Genomic DNA, 26,667 nt, shown 5'->3' on the forward strand with positions numbered 1-26,667 from the left:
TCCCACCGAGGGGAGTCCCATGCCCTCCCGAGGCGTCACGACTCAGCTCGACGCCGGCCGGAACCCCTCGTAGACCGCGGCGATGTCGTCGCCGCCGAAGCCGTTCGACGACGCCCGCGCGTACACGGTGCGGAGAGCCTCGAGCACGGTCGCGTCGACGCCGGAGGAGTGCGCGGCCTCGGCGATCAGCCCGACGTCCTTCCGCAGGCCGTCGAGGGCGAACGAGGTCGGGTACTCGCGGGCCAGCATCGCCGCCCCCTTGACGTGGGCGTAGGGGGTGTCGGACGCACCGCCCTCGATGGCGTCGAGGAAGAGCGAGGCGTCGAGCCCGAGCGCGCCCGCGAGGGCGAGGGACTGCGCGGTCGCCGCGGTCACGCTCGCGACCCAGGCGTTGGCGGCGAGCTTCAGCGCCGTGGCGTTCCCGACCCGGTCGCCGGCGACGACCGTCTTGGAGCCCATCGCGTCGAGGACCGGCCGGGCCTTCTCGACGAGCGACGCGTCGCCGGAGACGAGCATCACGAGAGCGCCGGTCTCGGCGGGCTTCTTCGTGCCGAGCATCATGGCGTCGACGAGCCCGACACCCTGCGACTCGGCCAGATGGGCGACGCGCGCCGTCCCGTCGAGGCCGATCGTGCTGGCCTGCAGCCAGACGGCACCGCCCGCGACGCTGCCTGCGGCTTCGCCCAGCACACTGAGCACGGAGTCCGCGTCGAAGAGGATCGACAGCACGACCTCGGCACCGTCGACGGCCTCGCCGGGTGTCGAGGCGACGGTCGCCCCCTCGGCTGCCAGTGCGTCGGCCTTGCCCGAGGAGCGGTTCCAGACGGCGACCTCGAAGCCCTCGCGCAGGAGCACCCCCGCCACGCCCTGTCCCATGATTCCGAGTCCGAGGACTGCCACCTTCATCTGCGGTCTCCTTCCGCGGCCGGAGCCGCACGTCCGGGCCGGGAGAACTCGCCGGCCGTCCCCGACGCTACGCCCGCCGACCGGGACGCCGCCCGGGACGCCGCACCCCGCGACGAAGCCCCAGGGCGAGACCGACGGCGGCTCCGAGAAGCGGCACCAGGAGTGTCCCGACACCGACCTCGACGGAGAGCCCGTCGGCCAGCGACCAGGCGCCCCGCAGGATGCCCGGAACCTGCACCACCTCGGCCTCCCGCCCCCGGAGCAGCGCCGCGAGCACCCCGGCGAGGAGCACGTCGAGGCCGACCAGCAGCCCTGCCACCGCCCAGGCGGCCGCGGAGAGGATCGCGCGGAGCCGACCCGCGCTCATCGGCGAATGGGAGGTGGGAGCGGGAGGGAAGACGGTCATGGGATGCCTGTCGGTCGTGGAGGAGTCGTCGATATTTTACATTGTTCATTCGAGCATGGCCAGGGTCCGACCGACCGTCTAGGGTGAGCGCGTGACCCTCTCGCCATCGTCCGGAACCCGCCGAACCGCCCTCGTCACGGGAGCGGGGAGCCCCACCGGGATCGGCTTCGCCGCGGCCCGAGCACTGGGCGAGGCGGGACTGGCCGTGATCCTGACCTCCACGACCTCGCGGATCCAGGACCGCGTCGACGAGCTCCGAGCCGCGGGCATCACGGCCGAGGGGCACGTCGCTCGTCTCGACACCGAGACCGGCGTCGACGGGCTGTTCGCAGCCCTGACGTCCACGGACACCCCGAGCGCCGACCGCCCGATGCCGACCGTGCTCGTCAACAACGCCGGCATGGTCACCGTCGGCGACCCCGAGATGGAGAGCGGCGACATCCTCATCGATCCCGATCAGTGGAACCGCTCGCTCGCCTCCAACCTCACGAGCGCGTTCCTGGTGTCTCGCGCCGTCGTGCCCGCCATGCGGCGGGCGTCGTGGGGTCGCATCGTCACCGTCTCGAGCGTCACGGGGCCGGCCATGGCCTCCCGTTCGGACGTCGCCTACGCCGCCGCGAAGGCGGGGATGGTCGGGCTCACGCGCGCCCTCGCCGTCGACGAGGCCCCGCACGGGATCACGGCGAACGCCGTCGCGCCCGGCTGGATCGCCACCGGCTCGCAGACTCCCGGCGAGGCCGAGGAGGGACTCCTCGTCCCGGTCGGCCGGAGCGGCACCGCCGACGAGATCGCCTCCGCCATCGCCTGGCTGGCCTCCCCCGGCGCGTCGTACATCACCGGACAGGTGCTCGTCGTCGACGGCGGCAATAGCGTGGCCGAGGAGCGACGCTTCCGTCCCTGATCCTGCGGGCCCCGTCGCGGTGCCGCTTTGTCAACCCCGCGCGCCACTCTGCGCGGGGTCGCCGAGGGTGGCGCACGGTGGAGCGATGAGCCAATACGACAAGAAGGATCCGATCAGCCTCTACCCGGCGCCGCCGTTCCCGAAGCAGGAGCAGTCGCTCCCCGGTGCGGCCTGGAAGATGGACCCCAAGCCCGACCACGGGGAGACGAGCTACGTCGGTCTCGGGCGCCTCGAGGGCTTCCGCGGCGTGGTGACCGGCGCCGACTCCGGGATCGGCCGCGCCGCGGCGATCGCCCTGGCGCGCGAGGGCGCCGACCTCGTCCTCTCCTACCTCCCCGACGAGCAGACCGACGCCGAGGAGGTCCGCGATCTGCTCGTCTCAGAGGGCCGCAAAGCGGTCCTGGTCCCCGGCGACATCTCCGACGAGGCGTACTGCCGCGATCTCATCAGGAGGGCCGTCGAGGAGCTCGGCGGCCTCGACACGCTCGTGATGGTGGCGGGCAGGATGGAGAGCAACGACGACATCCTCACCCTGACCACCGAGGCGGTCGACTCCACCATCAAGACCAACGTCTACTCGCTCTTCTGGCTCTGCCAGGCCGCGATCCCGCACCTGGAACCCGGCTCCAGCATCGTGACGACGGGCTCGATCCAGGGCGCGCAGCCCTCCCCCGACAAGATCGACTACGCGCTGACGAAGGGCGCCATCGGCGTCTTCACCGCCGCTCTCGCGCAGCAGCTCGCCCCCAAGGGCATCCGCGTGAACTCGGTGGCTCCCGGACCGGTGTGGACGCCGCTCCAGCCGGGCTCCGACGACGCGGAGACGGTGTCGACCTTCGGCGAGCAGGCGCCGTTCAAGCGCCCGGGTCAGCCCGCGGAGCTCGCGGCCGCCTACGTGCACCTCGTCAGCCCCGAGTCGAGCTACACCTCGGGATCGACGATCACCATCGCCGGGGCCACCCCGGCCTTCTGATCGTCCGGGGGGCGGCGCCGCGTCAGCGTCGCCGCCCCCGTCATCTAGGCTTCTCTCTTCGTGAGCACTCGTCAACGTCGCGCCTCCACGGCCGTGTCCATCGGAGTCGTCGCCGCCCTGGCCGCGACCCTCACCGGCTGCGGGGAGGGCAGCGGCGTCAACTCCGACTACGCGCAGATCTGCCGCGACAACTCGACGGCGAAGAGGCTGCCCGACGACGACTGCAACAACCACGCCGGTGGCGCCGGCTGGTACTTCCTGCCCCTGGCGAACCGCGGGAACACCGCCGTCCCCGCCGTCGGCGAGCGGGCCTCCGGAGGCGTCACGAGTTTGCCCGCGGGGAAGACCGGAGCCACGGGAGTGTCCTCGAAGGGCGGGGCGGTCTCACGCGGAGGATTCGGCGGCTCCGGCTCCGAGGGCGGATTCGGCGGCTGATGCGACGTCTCGAACTGGCACCGCGCGTCGACTGGGAGCGGAAGATCCAGCAGACCGGCCTGATCTATTCGCGCTCGACCCGCGACGATGGCACGGTCAGCGACTACTGGAACGACGGAGCCGCCTACACGTTCACGCTCGCCGAGGTCGAGTCGCTGGAGCGGCAGACCGAGCGGCTGCACGGCATGTGCCTCGAGGCGGCTCGCTACCTGGCGTCCGGCGACCTCGGCACCCTGGGTCTCCGGCGCGAGGCCTTCGAACTCGCCGCGTGGTCGCTCCGGCGGGACGAGCCCGACCTCTACGGCCGGTTCGACCTCGCCTACGCCGGCGACGGCTCCCCCGCGAAGATGCTCGAGTACAACGGCGACACCCCCACCGGCCTGATCGAGGCGTCCGTCACGCAGTGGCACTGGCTCCGCGAGCGGGTGGCCGCGGGCGACCTCGACGAGGGGACCGACCAGTGGAACGGGATCCACGAGGCGCTCGTGCGGCGCTGGCGGGTGCTCCTGCACCGCTCGCTGTCCGAGGGGCAGGGCGGCAGGATCTTCGTGGCCCACTCCGACCTCGACACCCACGGAGAGGACTGGGACACCGTCGCGTATCTGCGCGACCTCGCCGGGGAGGCCGGCTGGGAGCACACCGGCATCGAGATGAAGGACATCGGCTGGCACGCCGGCGAGAGGTCGTTCGTCGGCATGCCGGAGCCGGTCGGCTCGTCGCGCAGCCTCTTCGCGGTCGCCGGCGACGAACCGGAAACGCAGTACCCGCTCATCCGCAGCATCTTCAAGCTCTATCCGTGGGAGGACCTCGTCGGGGGTGACGACCGCGCGTCCGGGGATCAGGAGTTCGGCGACTTCCTCGTCCGGGACCGCGATCGGGTCGGGCGCTGGTACGAGCCGGCGTGGAAGATGTTCCTGTCGAACAAGCTCCTCCTCGTCGCCCTGTGGCGCCTGTACCCGGGGCACGAGAACCTGCTGCCGTCGTTCGCGGACGGACCGAACGGCATGACCGACTACGTGGTGAAACCGGTCTTCGGCCGCGAGGGCGACGGGATCAGCGTCCACCGCGCGGACGGCAGCGTCGTCGCGAGCCCGCACGAGTACCGGCGGGCGGGGACCTCCGGCGAGCGCGTCTGGCAGCGGTACCACGAGCTTCCCGACTTCCCGGGCGGCGCGGGGAGCAACCACCCCGTCCTCGGCAGCTGGGTCGTCGACGGGACGGCGTTCGGGGTGGGTATCCGGGAGTCGGACGGCCCGATCACCGACTACTACTGCCGCTTCGTGCCGAACGTCATCGAGGGCTAGGGCGGCTCGCTCTCCGGCGTCCGGTCGGTGTCAGCTCTTGTGTCCGGTGAGAGCGAGCGCCCCGCCGAGCCCGATCATCACCACGCCGCCGCCCGCGGACATCCGCGAGAGGCGCTTCGGGCTGCGGGCGAACCACCCGCGGGCCGTCCCGGCGACGAGCGCCCAGGTGCCGTCGCTGAGGAGGGCGATGACGAAGAAGATCGCGCCGAGGGTCGCGAGCTGGAGCGGGATTGAGCCGGCGTCGTACCGGACGAACTGCGGCAGGACGGCCACGAAGAACACGATGGTCTTCGGGTTCGAGACGCCCACGAAGAACCCCTGGCGCAGGAGCCGCAGGGTCGACGGGCTCGCACCGCGCTCGGTCACGACCTCGGTGCGATCGGACCGGTGCTGGATGGTCTGCACCCCCAGGTAGACGAGGTACACGGCCCCGATGATCTTCACGACGGTGAAGACGACGAGCGACTCCGCCACGATCGCACCGACCCCGAGAGAGACCGCCGCGATCGCCGGGACCATGCCGAGCGCGTTCCCGAAGACGCTGAGGACACCTCCGCGGCGCCCGAGCGAGAGCGACCGGCCGATGACGAAGAGGACGCTCGGCCCGGGCAGGATGATGAGGGCGAAGGCCGCGAGCGCGAAGGCACCGGCGTTGGTCAGCGGTAGCACGAGGGCCTCCCCGCTCCGGGCGGCGTCGTCATCACGGGCGGAACGTCCGGAGTCGGTTCTCGATCGCCGACGTCCTGTCGCCGACGAGGTACCACGCGAGCGGCCCCAGGAAGGGCATCAGCACAATCCCGACGAGCCACACGAGCCGGGCCGTCTCGCTGATCCCCCGGTCTCGATAGGCACGCACGAACGCGATCACGACGAAGAGCGCGTAGGCGATCAGGACGATCGCGGTGACGACGACGGCCGCCACGGGGCCCCATATATCTGCGTTCACGGTCCGGCTCCTCCCTCGCGCCGTGCGGCCGTCGTGGCCGGGCGTGGCCCATCATTTCACATTCGACCGCTGGGTGGCGAGGTGAGACGGTAGACCGACACGTGGCTCCTGGAGTCCGCCGTGAAAGGGCTGCGGTCCCAATCCGCCCAGCGCGACTCCCGCTCGAAGCCGGCGAGACGAGCCATGAGGTCGAGCTCGCTCGGCCAGACGTAGCGGTGCGGCGTGCGCTCGATCCGGGCCTCGCGGCCGTCGGCCAGGTCGGGGCCGAATAGGACGTGGTGCGAGACGACGTGCTGATTCAGGGTGTCGTAGCTGTCGACCAGCAGGTAACCGGGCTCGGCGACCTCGACGGTGCCGCCGTGCCCCGGTGGGAGCGAACGCAGCTGAGGCACCCAGAGCTCGACCACGAAGCTCCCGCCGGGTCGGAGGTGGCGCGCTGCATTCTGGAAGCAGCGGACCTGGGCATCCTGGTCGAGGAGGTTCGCGATCGTGTTGAAGACGAGGACGACGAGGGCGAAGCCGGTGCCCGCGTCGGCGGTCGTCATGTCGCCCTGGACCACCGGCAGCCGGTCGGCGTCGACCTTGGTGCGGAGGCGGGCGATCATCGCGTGCGAGAGCTCGATTCCGGACACCGGGACGCCGGCATCGAGGAGGGGCACGGCGACGCGTCCCGTCCCGACGGCGAACTCCAGGGCCTGGCCTCCCGCGGCGAGGTCGGCCAGGACCTCCACCGTCGGCCCGAGGACCTCGGGAGAGAACATGCCGACGCCGGGGGTGTCGTAGTGCGCGGCCGCGTCGTCGTCCCAGAGCTGCTGTTGATCGACCATGCCAGCATCCTCTCGGAGCCGCTCGGTCGGCGCAACGCTCCGCTGGCCGGCGCACCCGCAGCCCTCAGGCCAGCGGCTTGGCGAATCTCAGGTAGCTGATCTCCTCCAGGTCGCCGTCGAGATCGAAGAGGGGCTCGTAGCCGAGGGCGAGGTAGAGGCCGAGGGCCTCGGGCTGCCGCGCCCCGGTGGTGAGGCGGGCCGTGCGGTAGCCGCGGCTCCGGGCCTCGGCCTCGAGTTCGTCCATGACGCGGCGCGCGAGGCCGCGACGGCGGTGGTCGGGGTGGGTCCAGACGCGCTTCATCTCGGCGGTGTCGGCGTCGAGCCGGAGGAACGCCCCGCCCGCCACGGCGCGGCCCGAGGCCCGCAGGATGAGGAAGGCCCCTCCGCTCGCGGGCGCGAACAGCTCGGCGGGGTAGCGGCCGAGCTCGGCCGACGAGGGGACGCCGTCGGTGGGTTCGTAGCGCTCGTCGTAATCGCGGGCGAGGTCGTCGACGAGGGGTCGGGCGAGAGCGGAGTCGGGAGTGGTCCAGACCGACTCGGGGTCGGCCCACGGCTCCGGAACGGCGGACACGGCGCGACCTCTCAGCGCCAGTCGTCGGGCGGCACCGACTCGTCGAAGGGATCGTCGGACGGCGCATCCGGCCACGCGAAGTCGTCGTCGCCCGGCTCGGGCACGAAGCTCCCCACGGGGCTCCCCGATGAGGATGCCGCGGCAGCGCCGTCGGACCTGCCCCGCGACGTGAACCGCGGACTGCTCGACGAGGCAGCAGGAGCAGCGGAGGCCGCACCGCCGCCCGCACCGGCCGAGGCCGCCACCTCCTCGGGCGAGACGCCCGCGACGAGATCGAGGAGCTGCTGACCGTAGGTGTCGAGCTTCTTCTGGCCGACGCCCGAGATGCCCGCGAGCTCGTCGAACGAGCCGGGACGGGACGCGGCGACGCCGCGCAGGGTGACGTCGCCGAACACGACGTAGGCGGGGACGCCCGCGGCCCGCGCCGTGAGCGCCCGCCACGACCGCAGGGTCTCGAAGAGCGGCTGCGCCTCGGCGGGGAGGTCGACGGGCGCCGCACCGGAGCGCCGCGACGAGCGCGCCGCCCGCTCGGGCCGCGCCTGCTCCTTGCGGAGGCGGACGGGTCGCGAACCGGCGAGGACGGCCGCGCTGCCCTCGGTTAGCAGCAGGGTGCCGTAGCCGTCGGGCGACACCGCGAGGAGGTCCTGCGCGAGGAGCTGCCGGACGACGCCGCGCCACTCGACGTCGCCGAGCTCCTTGCCGATGCCGAAGGTCGAGAGGCCCTCGTGGCGGTTCTGCGTCATCCGCGGGGTCTGCTTGCCGAGCAGGATGTCGATGAGGTGGCCGGCGCCGAACTGCTGGTTGCGCTCGCGCTTGAGGCGCACGATCGTCGACAGGAGCTTCTGCGCCGCGACGGTGCCGTCGATCGACACGGGCGGGGTGAGGCAGGTGTCGCAGTTGCCGCACGCCGTCGAGGTCTGGCCGAAATAGGCGAGGAGCTGAACACGTCGGCACTCGACGGTCTCGCACAGGGCGAGCATCGCGTCGAGGTGCGCCGTCAGCTTGCGGCGGTGGGCGGCGTCGCCCTCGGACTGGTCGATCATCCGCCGCTGCTGCATGACGTCCTGGAGGCCGTAGGCCAACCACGCGGTCGCCGGGAGGCCGTCGCGGCCCGCACGACCCGTCTCCTGGTAATAACCCTCGACCGACTTCGGGAGGTCGAGGTGGGCGACGAAGCGGACGTCGGGCTTGTCGATTCCCATGCCGAAGGCGACGGTGGCCACCATGACGATGCCGTCTTCGCGCAGGAACCGGGACTGGTTGCGCTGGCGCGTCGAGGCGTCGAGACCCGCGTGGTAGGGCAGGGCGGAGATGCCGTGGTCGACCAGCGACTGGGCCGTCTTCTCGACCGAGGCGCGGGAGAGGCAGTAGACGATGCCGGCGTCGCCCGGGTGCTCGGTCTGGATGAGGCGGAGCACCTGCTGGAGCGGGGCGTTCTTGGCCTCGATGCGGTACTGGATGTTGGGCCGGTCGAAGTCGGCGACGAAGTGCGCGGCCTGATCGAGCTCGAGGCGCGAGGAGATCTCGCGGTGCGTCGTCTCGGTGGCCGTGGCCGTCAGCGCCACCCGGGGGACGGCGGGCCAGCGCTCGTGGAGCACCGACAGCTCGAGGTAGTCGGGCCGGAAGTCGTGCCCCCACTGGGCGACGCAGTGCGCCTCGTCGATCGCGAAGAGCGAGATCGTGCCCTGGTCGAGGAGCTGCTTGGTCGACTCGAGCTTGAGTCGCTCGGGCGCGAGGTAGAGCATGTCGAGCTCGCCCGACCGGAACGCGGCCTCGACCTGCCGGCGCTGATCGGGATCCTGCGTGGAGTTGAGGAAGGCCGCTCGGACGCCGACCGCCTCGAGGGCGTCGACCTGGTCTTGCATCAGCGCGATGAGCGGGGAGACGACGATGCCGACGCCGTCGCGGACGAGCGCCGGGATCTGGTAGCAGAGGGACTTGCCGCCACCCGTGGGCATGAGCACGAGCGCGTCGCCGCCGGACACGATCTGGTCGATGATGGCGGCCTGGTTACCGCGGAACGCCTCGTAGCCGAAGACGCTGTGGAGGACGTCGAGGGCGCGACGATCGTCGGGGAGGACGGAGGCCTGCGGAGCGGAAGTCACCCGGGAAGTCTACGAGGCCCCACCGACGCCCGAAGCGGGAGGCCCGGACCTGTGGACAACTCCGAGCGGCTCGTCGACGACCGAGGCGGGAGCCACCCGCTCGGGCCTGTGTCGGCGTGCCAGCCCCACGACCATCAGCACGTACGCCCCCGACGCCACGAGCGTGATGGCGGCTCCGATCGGCGAGCCGTCCGACTGCGTCGAGGTCACGAAGGGCGCCGCCAGCACGAAGACGACGACGTTGTTGACGACGTGGGCCACGACCCCGGCCTCGAGCCCGCCGGTGCGCCAGGTGAGGTAGGCGAAGGCGACGCCGAGGACGGCGACGTCGAGCTTGCCCCAGGGGTTGTACGCGTGCGCGAACGCGAAACCGACGGTCGGCACCAGGATCGCGACGACCGGCCAGCGGACCCACGACCCGAGGGCCTGCATCCCGAACCCGCGGAACGCGAACTCCTCGCCCGCGGCCTGGAACGGCACGAGCAGCACGATGATCACGATCGACGCCGCGAGCGCCAGCGGCGGCGTGGACGCGGCCTGCTCCGACGAGGCGGCGCCCTGCCACGAGGCCGGCACGAGCGCTCCGAGACCGATCTGCAGGACCATGTAGACGACGCCGGGCAGGATGCAGCGCGCCAGCCACCGCCAGCGGACCCGGCCGCGCACGCTCATCAGTCGGCCGAACGAGCCGAGCCCCGTGATGCGCACGGCCAGCACGACGGCGGGCAGCATGGTGGCGAGCGACCCCAGCGTGTAGAGCATCACGAGCGGGTTGGAGGCGTTCTGCTGGTCTTTCGACACCGCTTTGGCCAGGTCGGTGGCGGCCGCGTTCCCGCCGATCGCGCGAACCGTCTCGAGGAGGCCGAGCTGCCAGATGAAGACCGACATGACGAGGTAGAGGACCAAGCCGAGCAGAGCCGCCAGGAGCGGCTTCCACCACCGATACGTCGGCAGGATGCGGAACATCCGGTGGTAGGCGTACGTCACGCCCTCGAGGTTACGGCAGAGAGCCGGGCCGCACCTGGGGCGTGCGGCCCGGCTCCGTGTCACCGGCTCCTGCGCGAGGTCAGAGGACCAGCAGGATGCCCGGCCACGTCTGCGACGACCCGGCGACGTGCGCGTCGCCCGAGTAGCCGGCCGTCAGGAGGTGCAGCCCACGCGAGAGGCGCGGCAGCGCGAGGGTCGCCGTCCCCGACTCGGAGAGGGTGGCGGTGCCGACGGCGCGGCCGTTGTCGTAGACGGTCACCGTGCCGGTCGGCCGGACGCCCTGGGATCCTGTGACCCGGACCGTGTACGTCACGGCCTGCTTGCCGAGGACGACCCAGCGGTCGGCCGAGCCCTGGACGGTCGAGGCGACCTTCGCCACCGTGACCGCCGCGGAGGTGGCCGTCGCCGCCGTGTAGCCGGTCTTCGTCGCCGTGACCGCCACGGTGACCGACGTGCCGGCGTCGGCGCCCGTCAGCGTGTACCGGGCCGACGTGGCGCCCGGGACGGCGACACCGTCGCGGAGCCACTGGAACGACTGGGTCGTCCCGGCCACGCTCCAGGTGCCCTCGGTCGCGGTGATCGTGCGGCCGACGGCCGCCCGACCCGAGATGGTCGGGGCGGTCACGGACGCGATCGGCTTCGCCGTCTCGGCGATCGTGATCGGCACCGGGATCGACGTGGCGGTCCCCGAGACGGTGACCACCAGCTCCTGCGAGCCCGCCGCAGCGGAGGCCGGGATCGTCACCGGGACGGTGGCGCGGCCCTGCTCGTCGGTGCCGTCGACGACGGTCGCGTCGATCGGCGCGCTGCCGAGGACCTTCCCTCCGAGCGAGACCGAGACGGTGCCGGAGGCCGGCCCGCCGCGGCTGAAGATCAGCGACGAGAGACCGAGCGAGACCGTGTCTCCGGCCCTGTAGCCGCCCTGCGGAGCGGTCGGAAGCGAGACGCCCACGGCGCGCTGCGCGAGGTCGGGAGCGGCGGCCTCCGGGTGGGCCGTGAAGTAGTCCACCTGGCTCTGCAGGTCGACCTTCCCGGTGTCGGCGCGGGTGGCCCCCTGGGCGAAGGCGGTGAAGTTGTCGCCGCCCGAGGCGAGGAACGAGTTGACCGTGACCTTGTAGGTCGCCGCGTCGTCGAGCGGCGTGCCGTCGAGCGTCACCCGCCCGATCCGCGATCCTGCCGCCTTCGAGGGGTCGTAGTCGTAGAGCAGACCCTTCGAGACGCCGAGCTTGAGGAACGGTCGTGACGACCCGGTGGGCTGCCACTGCTGCTCGAGCACGGAGCGGATCTGCGCCCCGGTCAGCCCGACCTGGACCAGCGTGTTGGCGAACGGCTGGACCGCCGCCGCCTCCTGGTAGGTCACGTTGCCGTCGGCGTCGCCCGACCCGCTGGAGGCGTATTTGAGGTCGGCGCGCAGGCCGCCCGGGTTCATGAACGCGATCTGTGAACCGATGCCCTTCGTCGCGTCGAGCTGCACGTCGGCGACGAAGTTGCCGAGCGTCGACTCCCCGCCGCGGTTCTCGGTGGTCCCGTCGGCCTGGCGCGCGCGGTCGAAGTCGCCCGTGATGGTCCCGACCGAGACCGAGCCCTTCACCTTCGCGACGGCCTCGGCGTCGGTGACGATCGTCGCGACCGCAGGATCGGGCGCGAACGCCCGGTAGAGCGGCTTCACCTCTCCCGTGGCCGTGATCAGCTCGTGCGTGACCGGGTCGATCTGGAGCGAGAGGTGGCTGAAGTTCTCCCCGTAGGAGCCCGTCTGGATGACTGGTCGAGGCGTCGTGCCGCCGGTCGGGACGATCGAGTGGGCGTACTTCTGGTGCGTGTGGGCCGAGAGGATGGCCTCGACCTTGGGCGAGACGTTCTTCGCGATCGTGCCGAAGTCGGAGTCGTCGGTGCTGTCCGTCAGGTCGCCCGACGCGGCCCCCTCGTGCACGAGGAGCACGAGGACGTCGGCCTCGCCGTTCGACGCGTCTCCGTCGGTGAGGTCGTCGGCCACGGTGTTCACGGAGTCGACGACCGAGCGGAAGTCGAGCCCCTGGATTCCCGACGGGCTGACGAGCTCGGGCATGTGCTCCGTGACGGCGCCGATGAAGCCCACCTTGACGCCGTCGACGGTCTTCACCGAGAAGGCGTCGTAGGCGTGCTCGTTCGTGCCGGATCGGAACACGTTGGCGGCCAGGTACGGGAAGGACGCGCTCGGGATGACCCGGTCGTTCAGGTCGGACTGCCCCTTGTCGAACTCGTGGTTGCCGAGGGCGGAGACGTCGAGCTTCATGGCGTTCAGCGCATCGAGCGTCGGCTTGTCGTCCTGGATGAACGACGTGAAGGTCGAGGCGCCGATGTTGTCGCCGGACGACACGAACAGCGTGTCGGGGTTCGCCTTCCGGTAGGAGTCGACCATCCCGCCGAGCACGGCGGCGCCGGCAGCGGGGCTCGACTCGGAGAGGCGGCCGTGGAAGTCGTTGATGCCGACCACGTCGATGCCGATCGGCTTCGGCGTCGTGTCGAATCCGACGACGACCGGGTCGTGGTCGCTCGAGCGGAACGGGCTGGTCGGGTCGGTCGCGGGGTACGCGTAGCCGCGGTCGCTCCACTCCGGCGAGTTGATGTTCCACACCGCGGCCTTGGTCAGCTTGGCGGCGAGCGACGGCGTCGCGATCGAGTGGTCGAGGGAGCCGAGCTCGCCGTCGAACGAGTAGGTGTATCCGGAGCCCTCGGAGGCGACGAGGTCGCGGTAACCCGCGTCCTGGAACACCTGGATCGGATCCTCCTGCGAGTAGGCGTTGAAGTCGCCCATGAGCAGGACGTCGTCGCTGCCCGAAGCCTGCTGGAGCTGCTTCGTGAAGGTCACGAGCGACTTCGCCTGGGCGACGCGGTCGGCGGTGAAGAGGCCCTGGCCGTCGGCGGGAGCCGGACCGGTGCCGCTCTTCGACTTGAGGTGGTTCGCGACGACGGTGAGGGTCTCGGGGCCCTTGGTGAACGTCTGCGCGATGGGCTCGCGGGCGTTGCCCCACACCGTCTCGTCGATCTGGGTGCGGCTGTCGCCCTTCGGCGTCACGCGGTCGGTGCGGTAGATCAGCGCGGTCGTGATCGCGTCGGTCGGCGTCGAGCCGTCGGTGAGCGCCGACGGGGTCCGGACACCGGCCCAGACCGTCGCGCCCTCCTTCGCGTTGAGACCGGCGACGAGGTCGGCGAGCGACGTGTCGGCGGGCTTGCCGAAGTTCACGTCGTTCTGGATCTCCATCAGGGCCACGACGTCCGCGTGGAGCCCGGTGATGGCCGAGACGATCTTGCTCCGCTGGACGGCGAACTGCTCGGCCGTCGAGGCGCCGCGCGCGTTCGCGTTCGCGCTCGTCAGGGTCGTGAAGTAGTTGTAGACGTTGAAGCTCGCGACCTCGATGTCGCCGCCCACGGCGGGAACCGTCGCGGGGCGCGGATTCGTCTGCTCGTACGTCGGGACGGTGGTCGCGGCGCCGGAGCCGGCGTTCGTCGTGCTGACGGGCACCGTCGGCTGGAGGCGCCAGTCGGCGAAGCCGTAGCCGAGGATGTAGGACGCGTGGAAGTCGACGACGTCGCCGTTCCGGACGACGGAGTCCTTCGTGAAGTACGGCTGATCGCCCGGGTGGGCGGCAGCGGTGACCTGGGCGTTGTAGCCGTCGTCGAGCAGGATGCGGCGCGCGACGTTGTCGGCCTGGCGCGCGGTCGACTCGGGCGTGCCCGGTCGGAACGCCTCCGTGTTCTTGACGGCAGGGGTGGCGCCGGCGGTCAGCCAGAGCGAGCCGTAGTTGGAGAGCTGGTGGCTCGACGCCACCTGGTAGGTGCCGGACGGGGCGACCAGCATGCCCTCGTACGCCTCGCGGGCGGACCCGGTGACGGTCGCGGGAAGCGGGACGGGGGCGGGGGTGCCGACGCCCGGGGTGGTGACCGTCAGTGCTCCTGCGGTCGTCGCGGAGATCTGGGTGAGACCGCTGTACTCGCTGACGGCCCCCGTGGCCGTGACGAGATCGCCGATCGCCAGGGCCGGCTTCTGGCTGCCGAGGTAGACGAAGACGGCGTCGGATTCGCCCGGCGTCGGGTCGGTCGTGCCGCCCACGCCCTGCTGCTGCACGTAGACGCCGTTGTAGCCGCCGGTGCGGTAGTCGGCGGTGACGACCCCCTGGACGGTGACGGTGGTGCCCGCGAGCGGGCTGACGTCGGTCGTGCCCTGAACGCCGGAGATGGGCGTGAGGGTCGCGGTGGCGGCGAACGCCGGAGTCGCGGTGAGGGTCCCGAAGCCGAGCGCCGCGATGGCGAGCGAGGCGAGGGCTCCCGTCCGCGCGCGACGGTGAAGGCCTGTCGCGGCGGGGTCGGGTCGTGAGGGGGCGGGTCGGTCGATCGGAGTGCGATCGTGCTGGCGTGTGCGCATCGTCGTGCGGGTCTCCCTGAGTGGCGGCCGTTCTACCCCCGGTTGAGGGGCAGCCCTCCTAACCTAAGAAACGTCTGGGATTCCGGCAAGAGACTCGTTCGAATCGTCACACGGCGTTAACCCCGTGGTCGGCCGCCCGTCGCGGGCGCGCGCCCCCTTCGCGTCGCCGCGGCGGATCAGTCCGCGATGAGGCGCTTGCCGAGCCCGACGGCTCCGTCGCGGGAGTATCCGTGACGCTCGTAGAACGCTTCGACGGCGGAGTTGCCCTCGCGCACCTGCAGGTTCACCTTGGGGCAGCCGAGAGCGAGCAGGAGCTCCTCCACGCGCGCCACGAGGAGGCTGCCCAGGCGCTCGCCCTGGCGCGACGGCGTCACCGCGACGTAGTAGATCCAGCCGCGGTGGCCGTCGTATCCGGCCATCGCCGTGGCGATCGGGGCGTCGTCGTCACCCTCGTCGACGGCGACGAGGAAGAGCTCGGGCTGCACGCCGAGCTTCCGCGCGATGTCCTTGCGCGGGTCGTTCCAGGGGCGCGTGAGGCCGCAGGCCTCCCAGAGGGCGACGACGGGCTCGGTGTCGGCAGGGCGGAAAGGGCGGATCGGCATGAGTCCATCGTGGCGCAGGAGCCCCGGCCCCGCGCTACACGGTCGTGGACAGCGTCGACGACCCGTCGGGCAGCCGCCGCACCTCTATCCGGTCGGCGATGCGCTGCTTGAGCTCCTCGACGTGGCTGACGATGCCGACGACACGGCCGTGCTCGGACAGCCTCCCGAGTTCGCTCATCACCGCGTCGAGCGTCTCCGGGTCGAGTGTGCCGAAGCCCTCGTCGACGAACAGGGTGCCGAGGTCGAGCCCGCCGGCCTCCGCCTGCACGACGTCCGCCAGGCCGAGGGCGAGGCTGAGCGACGCGTAGAAGGTCTCGCCACCCGAGAAGCTCTTCGGATCGCGCGTCGTGTCGGTCGTGTCGTCGCGGATCGCGAGGGCGAGCCCGGTCTTACGCGCCCGGGACGACGTCTCCCGTGCCTCCGACGCCTCCAACCGGTAGCGGCCGCTGGACATCACGGCGAGGCGGACGTTCGCGGCCGCGACGACGTCCTCGAAGCGACGCAGCAGAACGTAGGTGCCGAGGGTGACCCCGCGCGTGTTCGCCGAGCCCGACGCGCTGGCGACGTCGGCCATGCGGACGACGGCGCGCGCCTCCTCGGCGACGGACGCCCCCGCGGCGATCGCGTCCGCGAGTCCGGACGCCGCGGAGCGGGTACGGCGCAGACGGTCGTCGACCCGCGCGAAGGCCTCCTGCGCCTCGGCGAGGAGAGCCTCGGCCGCCGAGGCAGCCGCCTCGGCACCGTCGACGTCGACGCTCTCGTCGCCCGTCAGCCCCGCGATCCGGTCGTCGGCCAGGCCCGCCTCGACGACGGCGCGGTCGCGCTCGTCCCGGCCGACCGACTCGGCAAGTCCGTCGAGGGCCTTCCGGTCGAGGACGGCCCCCTCCGCGTCGTCCGCGGTCCGGAATCCGCTCTCGGCGACCGCGGCCGACAGGGCCTCCAGACGCTCCGTCTCGCGGGTGCGCGCCGCCTCCAGCGCGTCGGCGGCGGTGAGCAGGCCCTCGAGAGCGCCTCGTCTCTCGCGCAGCCGCTCGACGAGGTCGGCCACGGTCGAGGCCCGGGAGTCGAGAGCGTCGGCGACCTCCCGCTCGTTGCGCTCGATCTCGACCCGGGACGCCTCGAGCGTCGACGCTTCCCCGGCCCGGGCGACGCGCATCGCTTCGAGGTCGCGCCGGAACCGCTCGGTGTCGGCGTCGAACCCGGCGAGCGCGTCGGCGGCGGCCGACGCCGCGGCAGCCGTCGCGGTCGACGTCGCCACGGAGTCGCGCGCCTGAGCGACACGGGCCTCCGCCTGCGCGGCGTCGAGGCCGTCGAGCGCTTCGGCAGCGGCAGCGTGGCGGGCGGAGGCCGTGGCCGCCGCGGTCGCCGCCTCGGCGAGCGATGCCTCGGCGTCGGCGCGCCGGGTAGCGGCGGTCTCGACGGCCTCGTCGTCGGGGTGCTCCGCGGTGAGGACGGCGAGGGCAGGATGCTCGCGCGAACCGCACACCGGACACGCCTCTCCCTCCCCGAGCCCGCGCGCCAGCTCCCCGGCCATCCCCGCGATGCGTCGGCGACGCAGCCCCGCCTCGACGTCCACGGCCTGCGCGGCCCGGGCGGCCGCCCGGTCGCGCTCCCGCGCGGCGGCGTCGGCCGCCGCGGCCAGCTCGGCGGCTCGGGACACGGCCGCGCGCGCGGCCTCGGCGAGCTCGAGGCCCCGCTCGGCGTCCGCGACGTCGCGGACGGCCTCCGCGGTGGCGACCGCGCGCGCGGCGAGCGGCTCGCGCTCCGCGGGACGCGCGGCGAGCGCCTCCGCCGCGACCACGATGCGCTCGTCGACCTCGTCGAGGCGGGTCGCGTCGCGGACCAGCGCCGCTCGACGCCCGGGCAGGGCCGCCTCCACGGCGGCCGCCCCGGCCAGGGAGGCGAGTTCGGAGACGATCCCGTCGCGGGCGGAACGCAGGGCGTCGGGCGCGACGTCGGCGGCATCGGCGGCGTCGGCGTCGGCGTCGGCGCCGCTGACGGAAGGGGCGGCGGCGGCGACAGCCCAGGCCTCCTCGGCGGCCCGGAGCGCCGTCAGGGCGGTGCGATGCGCCGCGAGGGGACCTGCGACCGCGGCCGCGCGACGGCCGAGATCGAGCCGTGCCCGGTCGTGCGCCGCCTCGTCGGCCCGCGCCGCGAGCGCGTCGCGCCGGAGGAGCAGCGCGGATCGACTCGCGAGAGCGTCCCGCAGGGAGCGCTGGGCGGTGACGAGCGCTCGGTTCGCGACGGCCGCTGCGGAGGCGACGTCGCGGCTCCTGCGGGCCTCGTCGACCACGGGCTCGAACGCGGCGACGAGCGCCGGGACGGCCGCCGCCTCGACCTCCTCGTCGCCCGCGGCCTCGCGCACCCGGGCCAGGGCCAGGTCGACCGCGTGGTCGGCCGCCGAGACGCTCGCGTTCGCCTCCCGACGCAGGTCGACGAGCCGGGCCGTCGTCCGCTCGTAGACCTCGGTGCCGAAGAGCGACTGGAGCACGAGCCTCCGGTCTTCGCCGCTCGACGCGAGGAAGCGGGCGAACTCGCCCTGCGGCAACACCACGGTCTGCACGAACTGCTGGCGCGTGAGGCCGACGATGCGGGCGATCTCGCCCCCCACCTCCTGCGCGCTCGTCGAGAGGACCTCGCCGGCGGACGCGTCGGGCGTCGCCAGCCGGGTCAGCGTGGCGCTCGCGTTGGCCCGCGTGACGCCGGTGCCGCGCGCCTTCGGCCGCCACCACTGCGGGGTGCGGCGGACGCGGTGGATGCCGGCGGAGGTCTCGAAGACCAGCTCGACGAAGGGCTCGGTGGCCGGGTCGGCGTGATGGCTGTGCAGGCGGTCGACGCTGGACGACTCGGACGCGAGCGACCCGTAGAGCGCGAAGACGAGCGCGTCGATGATGGTCGACTTGCCGCTGCCGGTCGGCCCCTCGAGGAGGAACAGTCCGGACTGGCCGAGCGCCGCGAAATCGACGGTGTGCTCGCGCGCATAGGGGCCGATGGCGCGCAGGGTGAGGCGGTGGAGGTCCATCAGGCGCTCGTCTCGAGAGTCGCACGCGCGGCCTCGTAGGCGTCGGCGAGCACCCGCAGCTCGGCCTCGGACGCCGGGCCGCCCGTCGCGAACGCCACGAAGTCGGCGACGACCTCGAGCGGGTCGGTCTCGGCGGTGATGACCCGTCGCTCCCGCTCGACCACGGCGCCGACCGGCGTGTGCTGCAGCGAGAGCACGTGCGGGAACCGCTCGCTCACGCGCGCGTGGAGGTGCTCGGGGTGCACGGGGTCGGTGACGAAGACGCGCAGCCAGGCGTCGCGCCACTCGTCGAAGCGCCCGCTCAGGAGCTCGTCGAGCGTGCCGGTCAGCTCGCCGAGGCGGCGTGGCACCGGCGCGGCGATCAGCTGGACCTCGACCCCGCCCGTCGCGTCGAGGTCGACGAGCGCCGTGGACTTCCTCTGACGCTGCTCGCCGAACGAGAACGCCAGGGGCGACCCCGAGTAGCGGATCGCAGGATGCCCGGACCCCACCGCCTGCGCACCGTGGAGGTGCCCCAGAGCGACGTAGTCGAACCCCGCGAAGACCTCCGAGGGGACGGCGTCGACGCCTCCCACCCGGATGTCGCGCTCGCTCTCGCTGGCGGCCCCGCCGACGACGAAGGCGTGCGCGACGACGACGGATCGCGTGCCGGGGCGCCCGGCGAGGTCGGCCCGGACACGTGCGACCGCCGCGCCGACGACCGCCTCGTGCGAGCGGGCGAGCGGCTCCCCCTCCTCGCCGAGCGACCAGCGCACCGTGTCGGGGTCGAGGTAGGGCAGGCCGTAGAAGGCGACGGGCCCGTCGACGTCGTCGACGACGACCGGCTCCGAGAGGCGGTCGACGGACGCGAGGACGTGCAACCCGGGCCGCAGGAGCCGGGCCGCGAACCCGAGGCGGACCGCGGAGTCGTGGTTGCCCGGCGTCACGATGACCGTGGCGACGTCGCTGAGCCGCTCGAACGCCTCGGAGAGCAGGGTGACGGTCGGCACCGACGGCACGGCGCGGTCGTACACGTCGCCCGCGACGACGACCACGTCGACCTCGCGCTCCCGCACCGTCTCGACGAGGTGGTCGAGGAACGCGCGCTGGTGCTCCAGCAGGTCGACACCGTGCAGGGTGCGGCCCAGGTGCCAGTCGCTCGTGTGCAGGATGCGCACGCCTCCCCCTCTCCGCTGTCGATGCCCGCCGGTTTCCGCCACCCTACCGACGGCCGCCGACGCTCCCGAATCGGGTGGCGTCGCCCCGGGCATCCTGCGGGCGGAGGGGGTGTCGCCCTAGGCTTCCGACACCATGACTCCGCCCACTCCAGCCCTCGAGATCGCCGTCACCTCGCCCGCGGGCGCCCTCGTCGCGGCCCGCGGCGGCGCCGACCGGATCGAGCTGTGCACCGCGCTCGAGCTCGGCGGGGTGACGCCGTCGCAGGGCCTCGTCGAGGCGTGCACGGCCCTTCCCCTGCCCGTGCACGTCCTCGTGCGCCCGAGGCCGGGCGACTTCGTCTACGACGAGACCGAGGTGGCCCTCATGGAGCGAGAGGTGCGCGCGGTCGTCGCGTCGGGGGCCGCCGGAGTGGTCGTCGGCGCCCTCGACGCCCGGGGCGGGCTCGACCGCGAGACGGTGGCGCGGCTCGTGGCCGCTGCCCGCTCCGTGCGGTCGGACACCCGGGTCACGTTCCACCGGGCGATCGATCGGGCGCAGGATCCCCTGGCGGTGGTGGCGGGCCTCGGGGCGTTGGGCGTCGACCGGGTGCTGACGTCGGGCGGGGCATCCTGCGCTCTCGACGGGGTGGAGACGCTCGCGCGCCTCGTCGACGCGGCCGCCGACGTCGAGGTGATGGCCGGCGGCGGTGTCGCCCCGGAGCACATCGGGACGCTCGTCGACGCCGGGGTCGCCGCCGTGCATCTCTCCGCGAAGCGCCGCGTCGAGCCCCTGCCCGGCGAAGAAGTGCGCCTCGGAACGGCGGACGCGTCGTCGCACTCCGTGACCGACCCGCACGTGGTGGCCGCCGCGCGCGCCGCACTCCGCTCGGCCCCACCAGCCCGCTAGACCCTCGCGCTCGGCTGCCGCACCCCGCCTAGGACCACCGCCGCAGCCGAGCGCGAGGGTTCAGCGGGGGCGCGGCGGTGGAACGGCGGCGTAGCGTGGGCCCATGACCCCGGCCGAGCTGCTCATCGACTCCTTCCTCCGCGTCCCCCCGATCATCGCCCGAGCCGTCGACGACCTGAGCGCGCAGCAGCTCGCCTTCCGTCCGGCCCCGGGCACGAACACGATCGCCTGGCTCGCCTGGCACACCGGCCGCGGGCAGGACGTCCAGATCGCCGCCCTCGAGGGCCGCGAGGAGGTGTGGACGGCTTCGGGCTGGTACGACCGGTTCGCGCTGCCGTTCGGCCCGGGGGAGATGGGCTTCGGCATGAGCGCCGGAGACGTCACCCGCGTCGTCGCCACAGCCGAGCTCCTGACGGGTTACCTCGACGAGGTCACCGAGCGGTCGCGCGCCTACCTCGCGGGGCTCTCCTCCGACTCCCTCGACGACGTTGTCGACGAGAACTGGGACCCGCCCGTCACGCGCGGGGCGCGCCTCGTGAGCATCGTCAACGACTGCCTGCAGCACGCGGGCCAGGCCTCGTACGTCCGGGGCATCCTCGAGCGCGCCTGACCCGGAGACGCCGGACGGGCGCCCACCCCGAGGAGTGAGCGCCCGCCTGCGGTGCGTCGGTCCGACTAGCGGTTGGCGCCCGCGAGCTGGTCGATCAGCGCGTCGCCGGGGCGGGCGTCGATCATCTCGGCCTCGATCTCGGCGCGCTCGAGCAGCTCGGACATGCGGCGGCGGCGGGCGCGGGTGATCAGCGTCACGACGGTGCCCTCCTTGCCGGCGCGACCGGTGCGGCCGGAGCGGTGCATGTACGTCTTGTACTCGTCCGGGGCGTCGGCCTGGATGACGAGCTCGATGTCATCGACGTGGATGCCGCGCGCCGCGACGTCCGTGGCGACGAGCACGTTGACGCGGCCCGAGGTCAGGAGCTGCAGGTTGCGCGTGCGGCGCGCCTGGTTGAGGTCGCCGTGGAGGCTGGTGGTGGCGATGCCGGCGTCCTCGAGCTGGTCGGCGAGCTGCTCCGCGAAGGCGCGGGTGCGGGCGAAGACGAGGGTCTTGCCGCCGCCCTGCGCGAGCTGCTCGATGACGGCGCCCTTGTCGCGCTGCTCGATGAGGAGCACGCGGTGGTCGATCGTCGAGGAGGCCTGGTCCTCGCCGGCGACCTCGTGGACCGCAGGATCCACGAGGAACTCGTCCACGAGCTTGGCGACGCCCTTGTCCAGCGTGGCGCTGAAGAGGAGCTTCTGCGCGCGGGCCCCGGTCGGGGTGACGTCCGCGGTCTCACGGATGATGCGCTGCACCGGCTCGAGGAAGCCGAGGTCGCACATGTGGTCGGCCTCGTCGAGGACGGTGATGACGACCTCGCTGAGGTCGAGGCGTCCCTGGTCGATGAGGTCCTCGATCCGGCCGGGGGTGCCGATCACGATGTCGACGCCGCGGTTGAGCGCGCCCACCTGTCGCTGCTGGGGCACGCCGCCGTAGATCTGCGTGGTGAAGAGGCCGACGGAGCGGGCGATCGGCTGGACCGTCCTGTCGATCTGCATCGCGAGCTCGCGCGTCGGGGCCAGGATGAGGGCGCGGGGCTTGCGACCCATCTTGCGGTTCTTGCCGCCGCCGTTCTCCATCAGCTTCTCCACGAGGGGGGCGCCGAAGGCGATCGTCTTGCCGGATCCGGTGCGGCCGCGACCGAGGACGTCCTTGCCCGCGAGCACGTCGGGGATCGTCGCCGCCTGGATCGGGAACGGGCTCGGAGCGCCGAGCTCGGCGAGCTGACGGATGATGTTGGAGCCGAGACCGAGGTCCTCGAAGCTCATGCCGACGACCTCGGCCGCGGTCACGACCTCCGCCTTCAGCTTCTCGAGCTTGACGTCGTCCTCGGGAGAGAAGTGCTGGCCCTCGGCGCGGTCGCGCTTGGGGTAGAAGTCGCTGCCGCGTTCGTCGCGGTCGCGGCGGGGGGCGCGGTCGTCGCGGTCGAAGGAGCGGGCCGGACGGTCGCTGCGGTCGAACGAGCGAGCCGGACGGTCGCTGCGGTCGAACGAACGCGGGGCGCGGTCATCACGAGCCGGACGGTCGCTGCGGTCGAACGAGCGGGGTGCGCGGTCGTCGCGGGCCGGACGGTCGCTGCGGTCGAAGGAGCGAGGTGCGCGGTCGTCACGAGCCGGACGGTCGCTGCGGTCGTACGAGCGGGGTGCGCGGTCGTCACGAGCCGGGCGGTCGCTGCGGTCGTACGAGCGCGGCGCGCGGTCGTCGCGAGCCGGACGGTCCGAGCGGTCGTACGAACGCGGGGCGCGCTCGTCGCGAGCCGGACGGTCGCTGCGGTCGTAGGAGCGAGGTGCACGGTCGCTGCGGTCGTACGAACGCGGCGCCCGGTCGTCGCGAGCCGGACGATCCGAGCGGTCCCAGGTGCGGGGGCCGCGGTCGTCGCGCTGCGGGCGATCCCCGTAGGAGCGGTCGCCGGACGGACGCGACGAGCGGTCGTCGCGGTCGTAGGAGCGGCCGGGGCGCTGCTCGGCCCCGCGCGCGCCGTTGCGGGCGTCGCGGTCCTCGCGAGCGCCGCCGAAGCGCGGGTTGCTGCCGGCGGTCTTGCGGGGCTCCCAGTTCGGGCGACCACCGGTCGAGTCGGGGCGTCCGCCGGTGCGGGCGCTGCGCTCGGCGGCGTCCCAGCGCTGCTTCTTGGCAGGGCCGGCATCGGCGTCGGGGCGGTAGCCGCGGTGCTTCGGGCTCTTGGAGCCCTGCTTGCTTCCGTAGTTGGGGCGGTCGGCTTTGGCGCGCGAAGAGGCGCCCTTGTCGTAAGGGGACATGGTTCTTCCTGGGTTTTCAGATGACGCGAAGAATTCACCCGGGCAGTCATTGGCCAGGGACCGTTCACATTCGTGATTACGTCACAGCGCCATTCGCTGCGACTCCGGCCCCGGAGACATACAAACCCAACCGCAGCATCCTGCGGTGTCTCGAGCCGACCTACCTACGCTACTCGACGCGCGCCCGGAACACCAGCCCCGCTCAGGCGGCCGCCCTCTCGGCGCGGCGGTCGGCTCGACGCTCCCGCGCCCGCTCCACCAGGTAGTAGAGGACCGGGAGGACGAGGAGCGTCAGCACCGTGGACGACACCAGGCCGCCGATCACGACGAGGGCCAGCGGCTGCGAGATGAAGCTCCCGTGGCCGGTCAGGCCGACGGCGAGGGGCGTCAGCGCGAAGATCGTCGCGAGAGCCGTCATCAGGATGGGCCGGAGCCGCCGGGAGGTGCCCTCGATCAGTGCCTCCCGCACGCGGAGCCCGCGCCTCCGGTACTGGTTGACCAGGTCGACGAGCACGATCGCGTTGGTCACAACGATGCCGACGAGCATCACGAGGCCGATGATCGAGGGCACGCCGAGGGGGACGTTCGCGATGAGCTGGAGCGCGATGGCTCCCGTCGCCGCGAACGGGATCGAGAGCAGCAGGAGGAACGGCTGCAGGAGGCTCCGGAACGTCGCCACCATGACGATGTAGACGATCAGGATGGCGATGACGAGGGCGATGAACAGGTCGGTGAACGCCGTCCCCTGCTGGGCGGTGACACCGCCCAGGGCCGCACTGGACCCCTTCGGGAGGTCGACCTTCGCGAGCGCGCTCGTGACGGACGCGTTGGCGGCCGAGAGGTTGTCGGAGGCCGGCGTGACGGTGATGGTCGCGCTGCGGACGGCGTTGCTGGTCGTGATCGTCGTCGGCCCGTCGGCCTGGGTCACGGTGGCGACCGTCGACAGCGGGACGGAGCCCTGGTTGGTCGGGATCGAGACGTCCTTCAGGCCGTCGAGGGTCGTCGGAGCCTTCGTCGGCACGGTGTAGATGTTCACGGTCGAGCCGGAGATCTCGAGGGATCCCACCTGGAACGGCTGGACAGCCTGCGACACGAGACCGCCGACCTGGATCTCGGAGAGGCCGTAGGAGGCCGCCTTCGCGCGGTCGACGCTCACGCTGATGAGCGGTTGCGCGGCGGAGAGGTTGGTCGTGGCTCCTGCGGTCCCGGAGAGCCCCGTCATGGCCTTGAGCACGCGGTCGGACGCGGTCTGGAGGGTGGCCGCGTCGTTGGAGGTGACGTTGACCTCGATGTTGCTGCTGCCTCCGAACCCGGAGGAGGCCTCGACGGTGACGTCGCCCGCGTCTCGCAGCGCGTCGAGCTTCGTGCGGATGGTCTTGGTCAGGGCGTCCTGGTCGGCGTTGCCGTCGGTGGTGATCTGGTAGGTGACGGTGCTGCCGCTCGTCCCGCCGAAGAAGGAGGCCAGCGAGTTGCCGCTGGACCCGATGGTGAGCTGGACGGTCTTGACGGCCGGGATGCCCTGGAGCGCCTGCTCCACCTTCTTGGCCTGCTCGGACTGCACCGCGAGGCTCGACGCCGCCGGCAGCACCTGGCTCACCGTCAGCGTGTTCTGCCCGCTGGAGCCGAGGAAGTTCGTCTGCAGGAGCGGAATGGCCGCGGCCGAGCCCGCCAGGATGAGCAGCGCCGCGACGATGGTGAGGACGGGGTGGCGGAGCGTCGTCATGAGCACGGGCAGGTAGCCGCGGCGGAGGCGGTCCAGCTTCTCGTGGTGACCGCCGTCGACGTAGGCGACCGCGTGCGTCGGCAGCTCGAGTCCGTCGAGCTCGGCCTGGCTGACCTCCTCCTGCCCGTCGTGCTTGTGCGTCTTCGGGGGGCGCATGAACCAGTAGCCGAGGACGGGCACGATCGTGAGCGAGACGAACAGCGACGCGAGAAGGGCGATGACGACGGTGAGGGCGAAGGGGCGGAACAGCTCGCCCGTGACGTCCTGCACGAACGCGAGGGGCAGGAAGACGGCGACCGTGGTGATCGTCGACGCCGTCACGGCCCCGGAGACCTCGCGGACGGCCGCCGTGATGGCGCGCACGCGATCGGCGCCGGGCAGGAGATGGCGCTTGATGTTCTCCGTGACGACGATGGAGTCGTCGACCACGCGTCCGATAGCGATCGTCAGCGCGCCCAGGGTCAGGATGTTCAGCGTGTAGTTGCTCGCCAGCAGACCGATGAAGGTGATCAGGACGCTGGTGGGGATGCTGATCGCGGTGACGAGGGTCGACCGGATCGACAGCAGGAAGATCAGGATCACGATCACCGCGAACACGAGGCCGAGGAGGCCCTCGGTCGACAGGCTCTCGATGGACTGCTGGATGAAGGGGGCCTGGTCGAACACGACCGTCATGGAGACGCCGTCGCCGAGGTTCGCGACGAGCGACGGGATCTGGTCGCGCACGCTGGTGGAGACGTCGACCGTGTTGGAGTCGAGCGTCTTCGTGATCGCGATCGTCAGGGCGTCCTTACCGTCGACGCGCGAGATGGAGGTGATCGGGGCGCTCGTCAGCGTCACCGTGGCGACGTCGGCGATCCTGGTGGCCTGCGGCTGACCGGTCAGGGCGTTCTTCGCGCCGACGAGCGGGAGGTTCTGGATCTGGGCGACGCTCGTGAGCCGCTGCCCGGACTGGATCGAGAGCGTCTTGCCGTTCTGGGTGATCTGGCCGCCCGGCACGAGGGTGCCGTTGTCGTCGAGGGCCGTCTTGATCGCCGACGACGACAGGCCGACCTGAGCGAGTTTCGTCTGATCGGGCTCGATGGTGACGCGCTGACCGGCGTCGCCGTAGACCGACGCCTGGCGGACCCCGCTGATCTTCTGGAGCGCAGGGACGGTGATGTTGGTGAGGTCGTCGACGAGCTTCTGCTTGTTGGCCGTGCCGCCCGTGACCGCGAGCTGGATGACGGGCAGGTCGTTCAGGCTCCCGCTGATGACCTGGGTGTTGACCCCGTCGGGCAGGGAGACGGTGTTGATGGCCTGCTGGATCTTGTTCTCGGTCGAGGCCAGGTCGGTGCCGTAGTCGAACTCGGCGGCGATGTTGCTGGTGGAGGTCTGCGACGTCGCCGTCGTCGACTTCAGGCCCGGGATCACCTGGATCGCCTTCTCGATCGGTCCGGAGACGGAGTCGTTGACCACCTGCGGCGAGGCGCCCGGGTAGGTGCTGACGACGGCGATCTGCGGGAACGTGATGTCGGGGATCAGCTCCTGCTTGAGTGCCGTCAGCGCGTAGCCGCCGAAGATCGCCACGACGATGGTGACGAGGGCGATGAGAGCCCGGTTGCGAAGGCTGAAGACCGAGAGGAGGTGCACGGATGCTCCGAGACGACGAGGGAGGGACAGGTTTT

General features: G+C 72.2%; 20 protein-coding genes. 6 read left to right on the forward strand and 14 right to left on the reverse strand.

Features of this window, described 5'->3' with window-relative positions:
* Positions 1-42: 42 nt before the first annotated feature.
* Together AS850_RS13380 and AS850_RS13385 are read right to left on the reverse strand one after the other, a co-directional pair.
* Positions 43-906, reverse strand: a complete 864-nt coding sequence (locus AS850_RS13380; protein WP_119869563.1) for an NAD(P)-dependent oxidoreductase — start codon at positions 904-906, stop codon at positions 43-45.
* A gap of 67 nt (positions 907-973) precedes the next feature.
* Positions 974-1,312 carry a hypothetical protein gene (locus AS850_RS13385; RefSeq protein WP_119869564.1) on the reverse strand — a complete coding sequence of 113 codons (339 nt, stop codon included), beginning with the start codon at positions 1,310-1,312 and terminating at the stop codon, positions 974-976.
* A gap of 91 nt (positions 1,313-1,403) precedes the next feature.
* Between AS850_RS13385 and AS850_RS13390 the strand changes: the two genes are divergently transcribed.
* The 4 genes from AS850_RS13390 (at position 1,404) to AS850_RS13405 (ending at position 4,925) form a co-directional block, all read left to right on the forward strand.
* A complete protein-coding gene (locus AS850_RS13390; RefSeq protein ID WP_119869565.1) occupies positions 1,404-2,213 on the forward strand; it encodes an SDR family NAD(P)-dependent oxidoreductase in 810 nt (269 codons plus the stop codon).
* Positions 2,214-2,298: 85 nt separating this feature from the next.
* On the forward strand, positions 2,299-3,186 hold the full coding sequence (locus AS850_RS13395) for an SDR family oxidoreductase (RefSeq protein ID WP_119869566.1): 888 nt from the start codon (positions 2,299-2,301) through the stop codon (positions 3,184-3,186).
* A gap of 60 nt (positions 3,187-3,246) precedes the next feature.
* Complete coding sequence (locus AS850_RS13400; protein ID WP_119869567.1) at positions 3,247-3,621, forward strand: tRNA-dihydrouridine synthase; 375 nt, start codon at positions 3,247-3,249, stop codon at positions 3,619-3,621.
* Positions 3,621-4,925 (forward strand): glutathionylspermidine synthase family protein, encoded by a 1,305-nt coding sequence (locus AS850_RS13405; RefSeq protein ID WP_119869568.1) that lies wholly within the window; start codon positions 3,621-3,623, stop codon positions 4,923-4,925. The genes AS850_RS13400 and AS850_RS13405 overlap by 1 nt, the downstream gene beginning before the upstream one ends.
* 30 nt (positions 4,926-4,955) lie before the next feature.
* Here AS850_RS13405 and AS850_RS13410 read toward each other — a convergent pair whose 3' ends face one another.
* From AS850_RS13410 to AS850_RS13455, 10 genes are all read right to left on the reverse strand, one after another.
* Positions 4,956-5,594, reverse strand: coding sequence for a LysE family translocator (locus AS850_RS13410; protein ID WP_119869569.1), 639 nt, complete (start codon positions 5,592-5,594; stop codon positions 4,956-4,958).
* Between the two features lie 31 nt (positions 5,595-5,625).
* Positions 5,626-5,871, reverse strand: a complete 246-nt coding sequence (locus tag AS850_RS13415) for a PLD nuclease N-terminal domain-containing protein (RefSeq protein ID WP_119869570.1) — start codon at positions 5,869-5,871, stop codon at positions 5,626-5,628.
* Between the two features lie 56 nt (positions 5,872-5,927).
* Entirely contained in the window at positions 5,928-6,698 is a 771-nt protein-coding gene (locus AS850_RS13420; RefSeq protein WP_119869571.1) for a class I SAM-dependent methyltransferase, read from the reverse strand.
* 64 nt (positions 6,699-6,762) lie between these two features.
* Positions 6,763-7,269 carry a GNAT family N-acetyltransferase gene (locus AS850_RS13425; protein ID WP_119869572.1) on the reverse strand — a complete coding sequence of 169 codons (507 nt, stop codon included), beginning with the start codon at positions 7,267-7,269 and terminating at the stop codon, positions 6,763-6,765.
* A gap of 11 nt (positions 7,270-7,280) precedes the next feature.
* Entirely contained in the window at positions 7,281-9,374 is a 2,094-nt protein-coding gene (gene recQ / locus AS850_RS13430) for a DNA helicase RecQ (RefSeq protein ID WP_119869573.1), read from the reverse strand.
* A gap of 9 nt (positions 9,375-9,383) precedes the next feature.
* Positions 9,384-10,361: a CPBP family intramembrane glutamic endopeptidase gene (locus tag AS850_RS13435; protein WP_119869574.1), complete on the reverse strand. Its 978-nt coding sequence runs from the start codon at positions 10,359-10,361 to the stop codon at positions 9,384-9,386.
* A 79-nt stretch (positions 10,362-10,440) separates the two neighbouring features.
* Positions 10,441-14,763, reverse strand: coding sequence for an ExeM/NucH family extracellular endonuclease (locus tag AS850_RS13440; RefSeq protein WP_119869575.1), 4,323 nt, complete (start codon positions 14,761-14,763; stop codon positions 10,441-10,443).
* A gap of 176 nt (positions 14,764-14,939) precedes the next feature.
* On the reverse strand, positions 14,940-15,365 hold the full coding sequence (locus tag AS850_RS13445) for a GNAT family acetyltransferase (protein ID WP_119869576.1): 426 nt from the start codon (positions 15,363-15,365) through the stop codon (positions 14,940-14,942).
* A gap of 34 nt (positions 15,366-15,399) precedes the next feature.
* Entirely contained in the window at positions 15,400-18,387 is a 2,988-nt protein-coding gene (locus tag AS850_RS13450) for an AAA family ATPase (RefSeq protein WP_119869577.1), read from the reverse strand.
* The gene (locus AS850_RS13455; RefSeq protein WP_119869578.1) at positions 18,387-19,544 is read right to left on the reverse strand and encodes an exonuclease SbcCD subunit D; all 1,158 of its coding nucleotides are present in this window, start codon (positions 19,542-19,544) and stop codon (positions 18,387-18,389) included. The genes AS850_RS13450 and AS850_RS13455 overlap by 1 nt, the downstream gene beginning before the upstream one ends.
* Positions 19,545-19,677: 133 nt before the next feature.
* On the opposite strand from AS850_RS13455, the gene AS850_RS13460 reads away from it, so the two are divergent.
* Positions 19,678-20,430: a copper homeostasis protein CutC gene (locus tag AS850_RS13460; RefSeq protein ID WP_119869579.1), complete on the forward strand. Its 753-nt coding sequence runs from the start codon at positions 19,678-19,680 to the stop codon at positions 20,428-20,430.
* A 103-nt stretch (positions 20,431-20,533) separates the two neighbouring features.
* Complete coding sequence (locus AS850_RS13465; protein WP_119869580.1) at positions 20,534-21,040, forward strand: mycothiol transferase; 507 nt, start codon at positions 20,534-20,536, stop codon at positions 21,038-21,040.
* 65 nt (positions 21,041-21,105) lie between these two features.
* Here AS850_RS13465 and AS850_RS13470 read toward each other — a convergent pair whose 3' ends face one another.
* Positions 21,106-23,277: a DEAD/DEAH box helicase gene (locus AS850_RS13470; protein WP_119869581.1), complete on the reverse strand. Its 2,172-nt coding sequence runs from the start codon at positions 23,275-23,277 to the stop codon at positions 21,106-21,108.
* Between the two features lie 202 nt (positions 23,278-23,479).
* The gene (locus AS850_RS13475) at positions 23,480-26,632 is read right to left on the reverse strand and encodes an efflux RND transporter permease subunit (protein ID WP_119869582.1); all 3,153 of its coding nucleotides are present in this window, start codon (positions 26,630-26,632) and stop codon (positions 23,480-23,482) included.
* Between the last annotated feature and the right edge of the window lie 35 nt (positions 26,633-26,667).

The sequence above is a fragment of the Frondihabitans sp. 762G35 genome, from assembly GCF_002074055.1.
In the GTDB taxonomy this organism is placed as follows: domain Bacteria; phylum Actinomycetota; class Actinomycetes; order Actinomycetales; family Microbacteriaceae; genus Frondihabitans.

What these genes read in the sequence shown, in the direction of transcription:
- AS850_RS13395 (WP_119869566.1), top strand. Translation starts at nt 2,299, where the DNA reads ATGAGCCAATACGACAAGAAGGATCCGATCAGCCTCTACCCGGCGCCG.
- AS850_RS13450 (WP_119869577.1), bottom strand. Translation starts at nt 18,387, where the DNA reads ATGGACCTCCACCGCCTCACCCTGCGCGCCATCGGCCCCTATGCGCGC.
- AS850_RS13445 (WP_119869576.1), bottom strand. Translation starts at nt 15,365, where the DNA reads ATGCCGATCCGCCCTTTCCGCCCTGCCGACACCGAGCCCGTCGTCGCC.
- AS850_RS13380 (WP_119869563.1), bottom strand. Translation starts at nt 906, where the DNA reads ATGAAGGTGGCAGTCCTCGGACTCGGAATCATGGGACAGGGCGTGGCG.
- AS850_RS13405 (WP_119869568.1), top strand. Translation starts at nt 3,621, where the DNA reads ATGCGACGTCTCGAACTGGCACCGCGCGTCGACTGGGAGCGGAAGATC.
- AS850_RS13440 (WP_119869575.1), bottom strand. Translation starts at nt 14,763, where the DNA reads ATGCGCACACGCCAGCACGATCGCACTCCGATCGACCGACCCGCCCCC.
- AS850_RS13460 (WP_119869579.1), top strand. Translation starts at nt 19,678, where the DNA reads ATGACTCCGCCCACTCCAGCCCTCGAGATCGCCGTCACCTCGCCCGCG.
- AS850_RS13420 (WP_119869571.1), bottom strand. Translation starts at nt 6,698, where the DNA reads ATGGTCGATCAACAGCAGCTCTGGGACGACGACGCGGCCGCGCACTAC.
- AS850_RS13465 (WP_119869580.1), top strand. Translation starts at nt 20,534, where the DNA reads ATGACCCCGGCCGAGCTGCTCATCGACTCCTTCCTCCGCGTCCCCCCG.
- AS850_RS13385 (WP_119869564.1), bottom strand. Translation starts at nt 1,312, where the DNA reads ATGACCGTCTTCCCTCCCGCTCCCACCTCCCATTCGCCGATGAGCGCG.
- AS850_RS13470 (WP_119869581.1), bottom strand. Translation starts at nt 23,277, where the DNA reads ATGTCCCCTTACGACAAGGGCGCCTCTTCGCGCGCCAAAGCCGACCGC.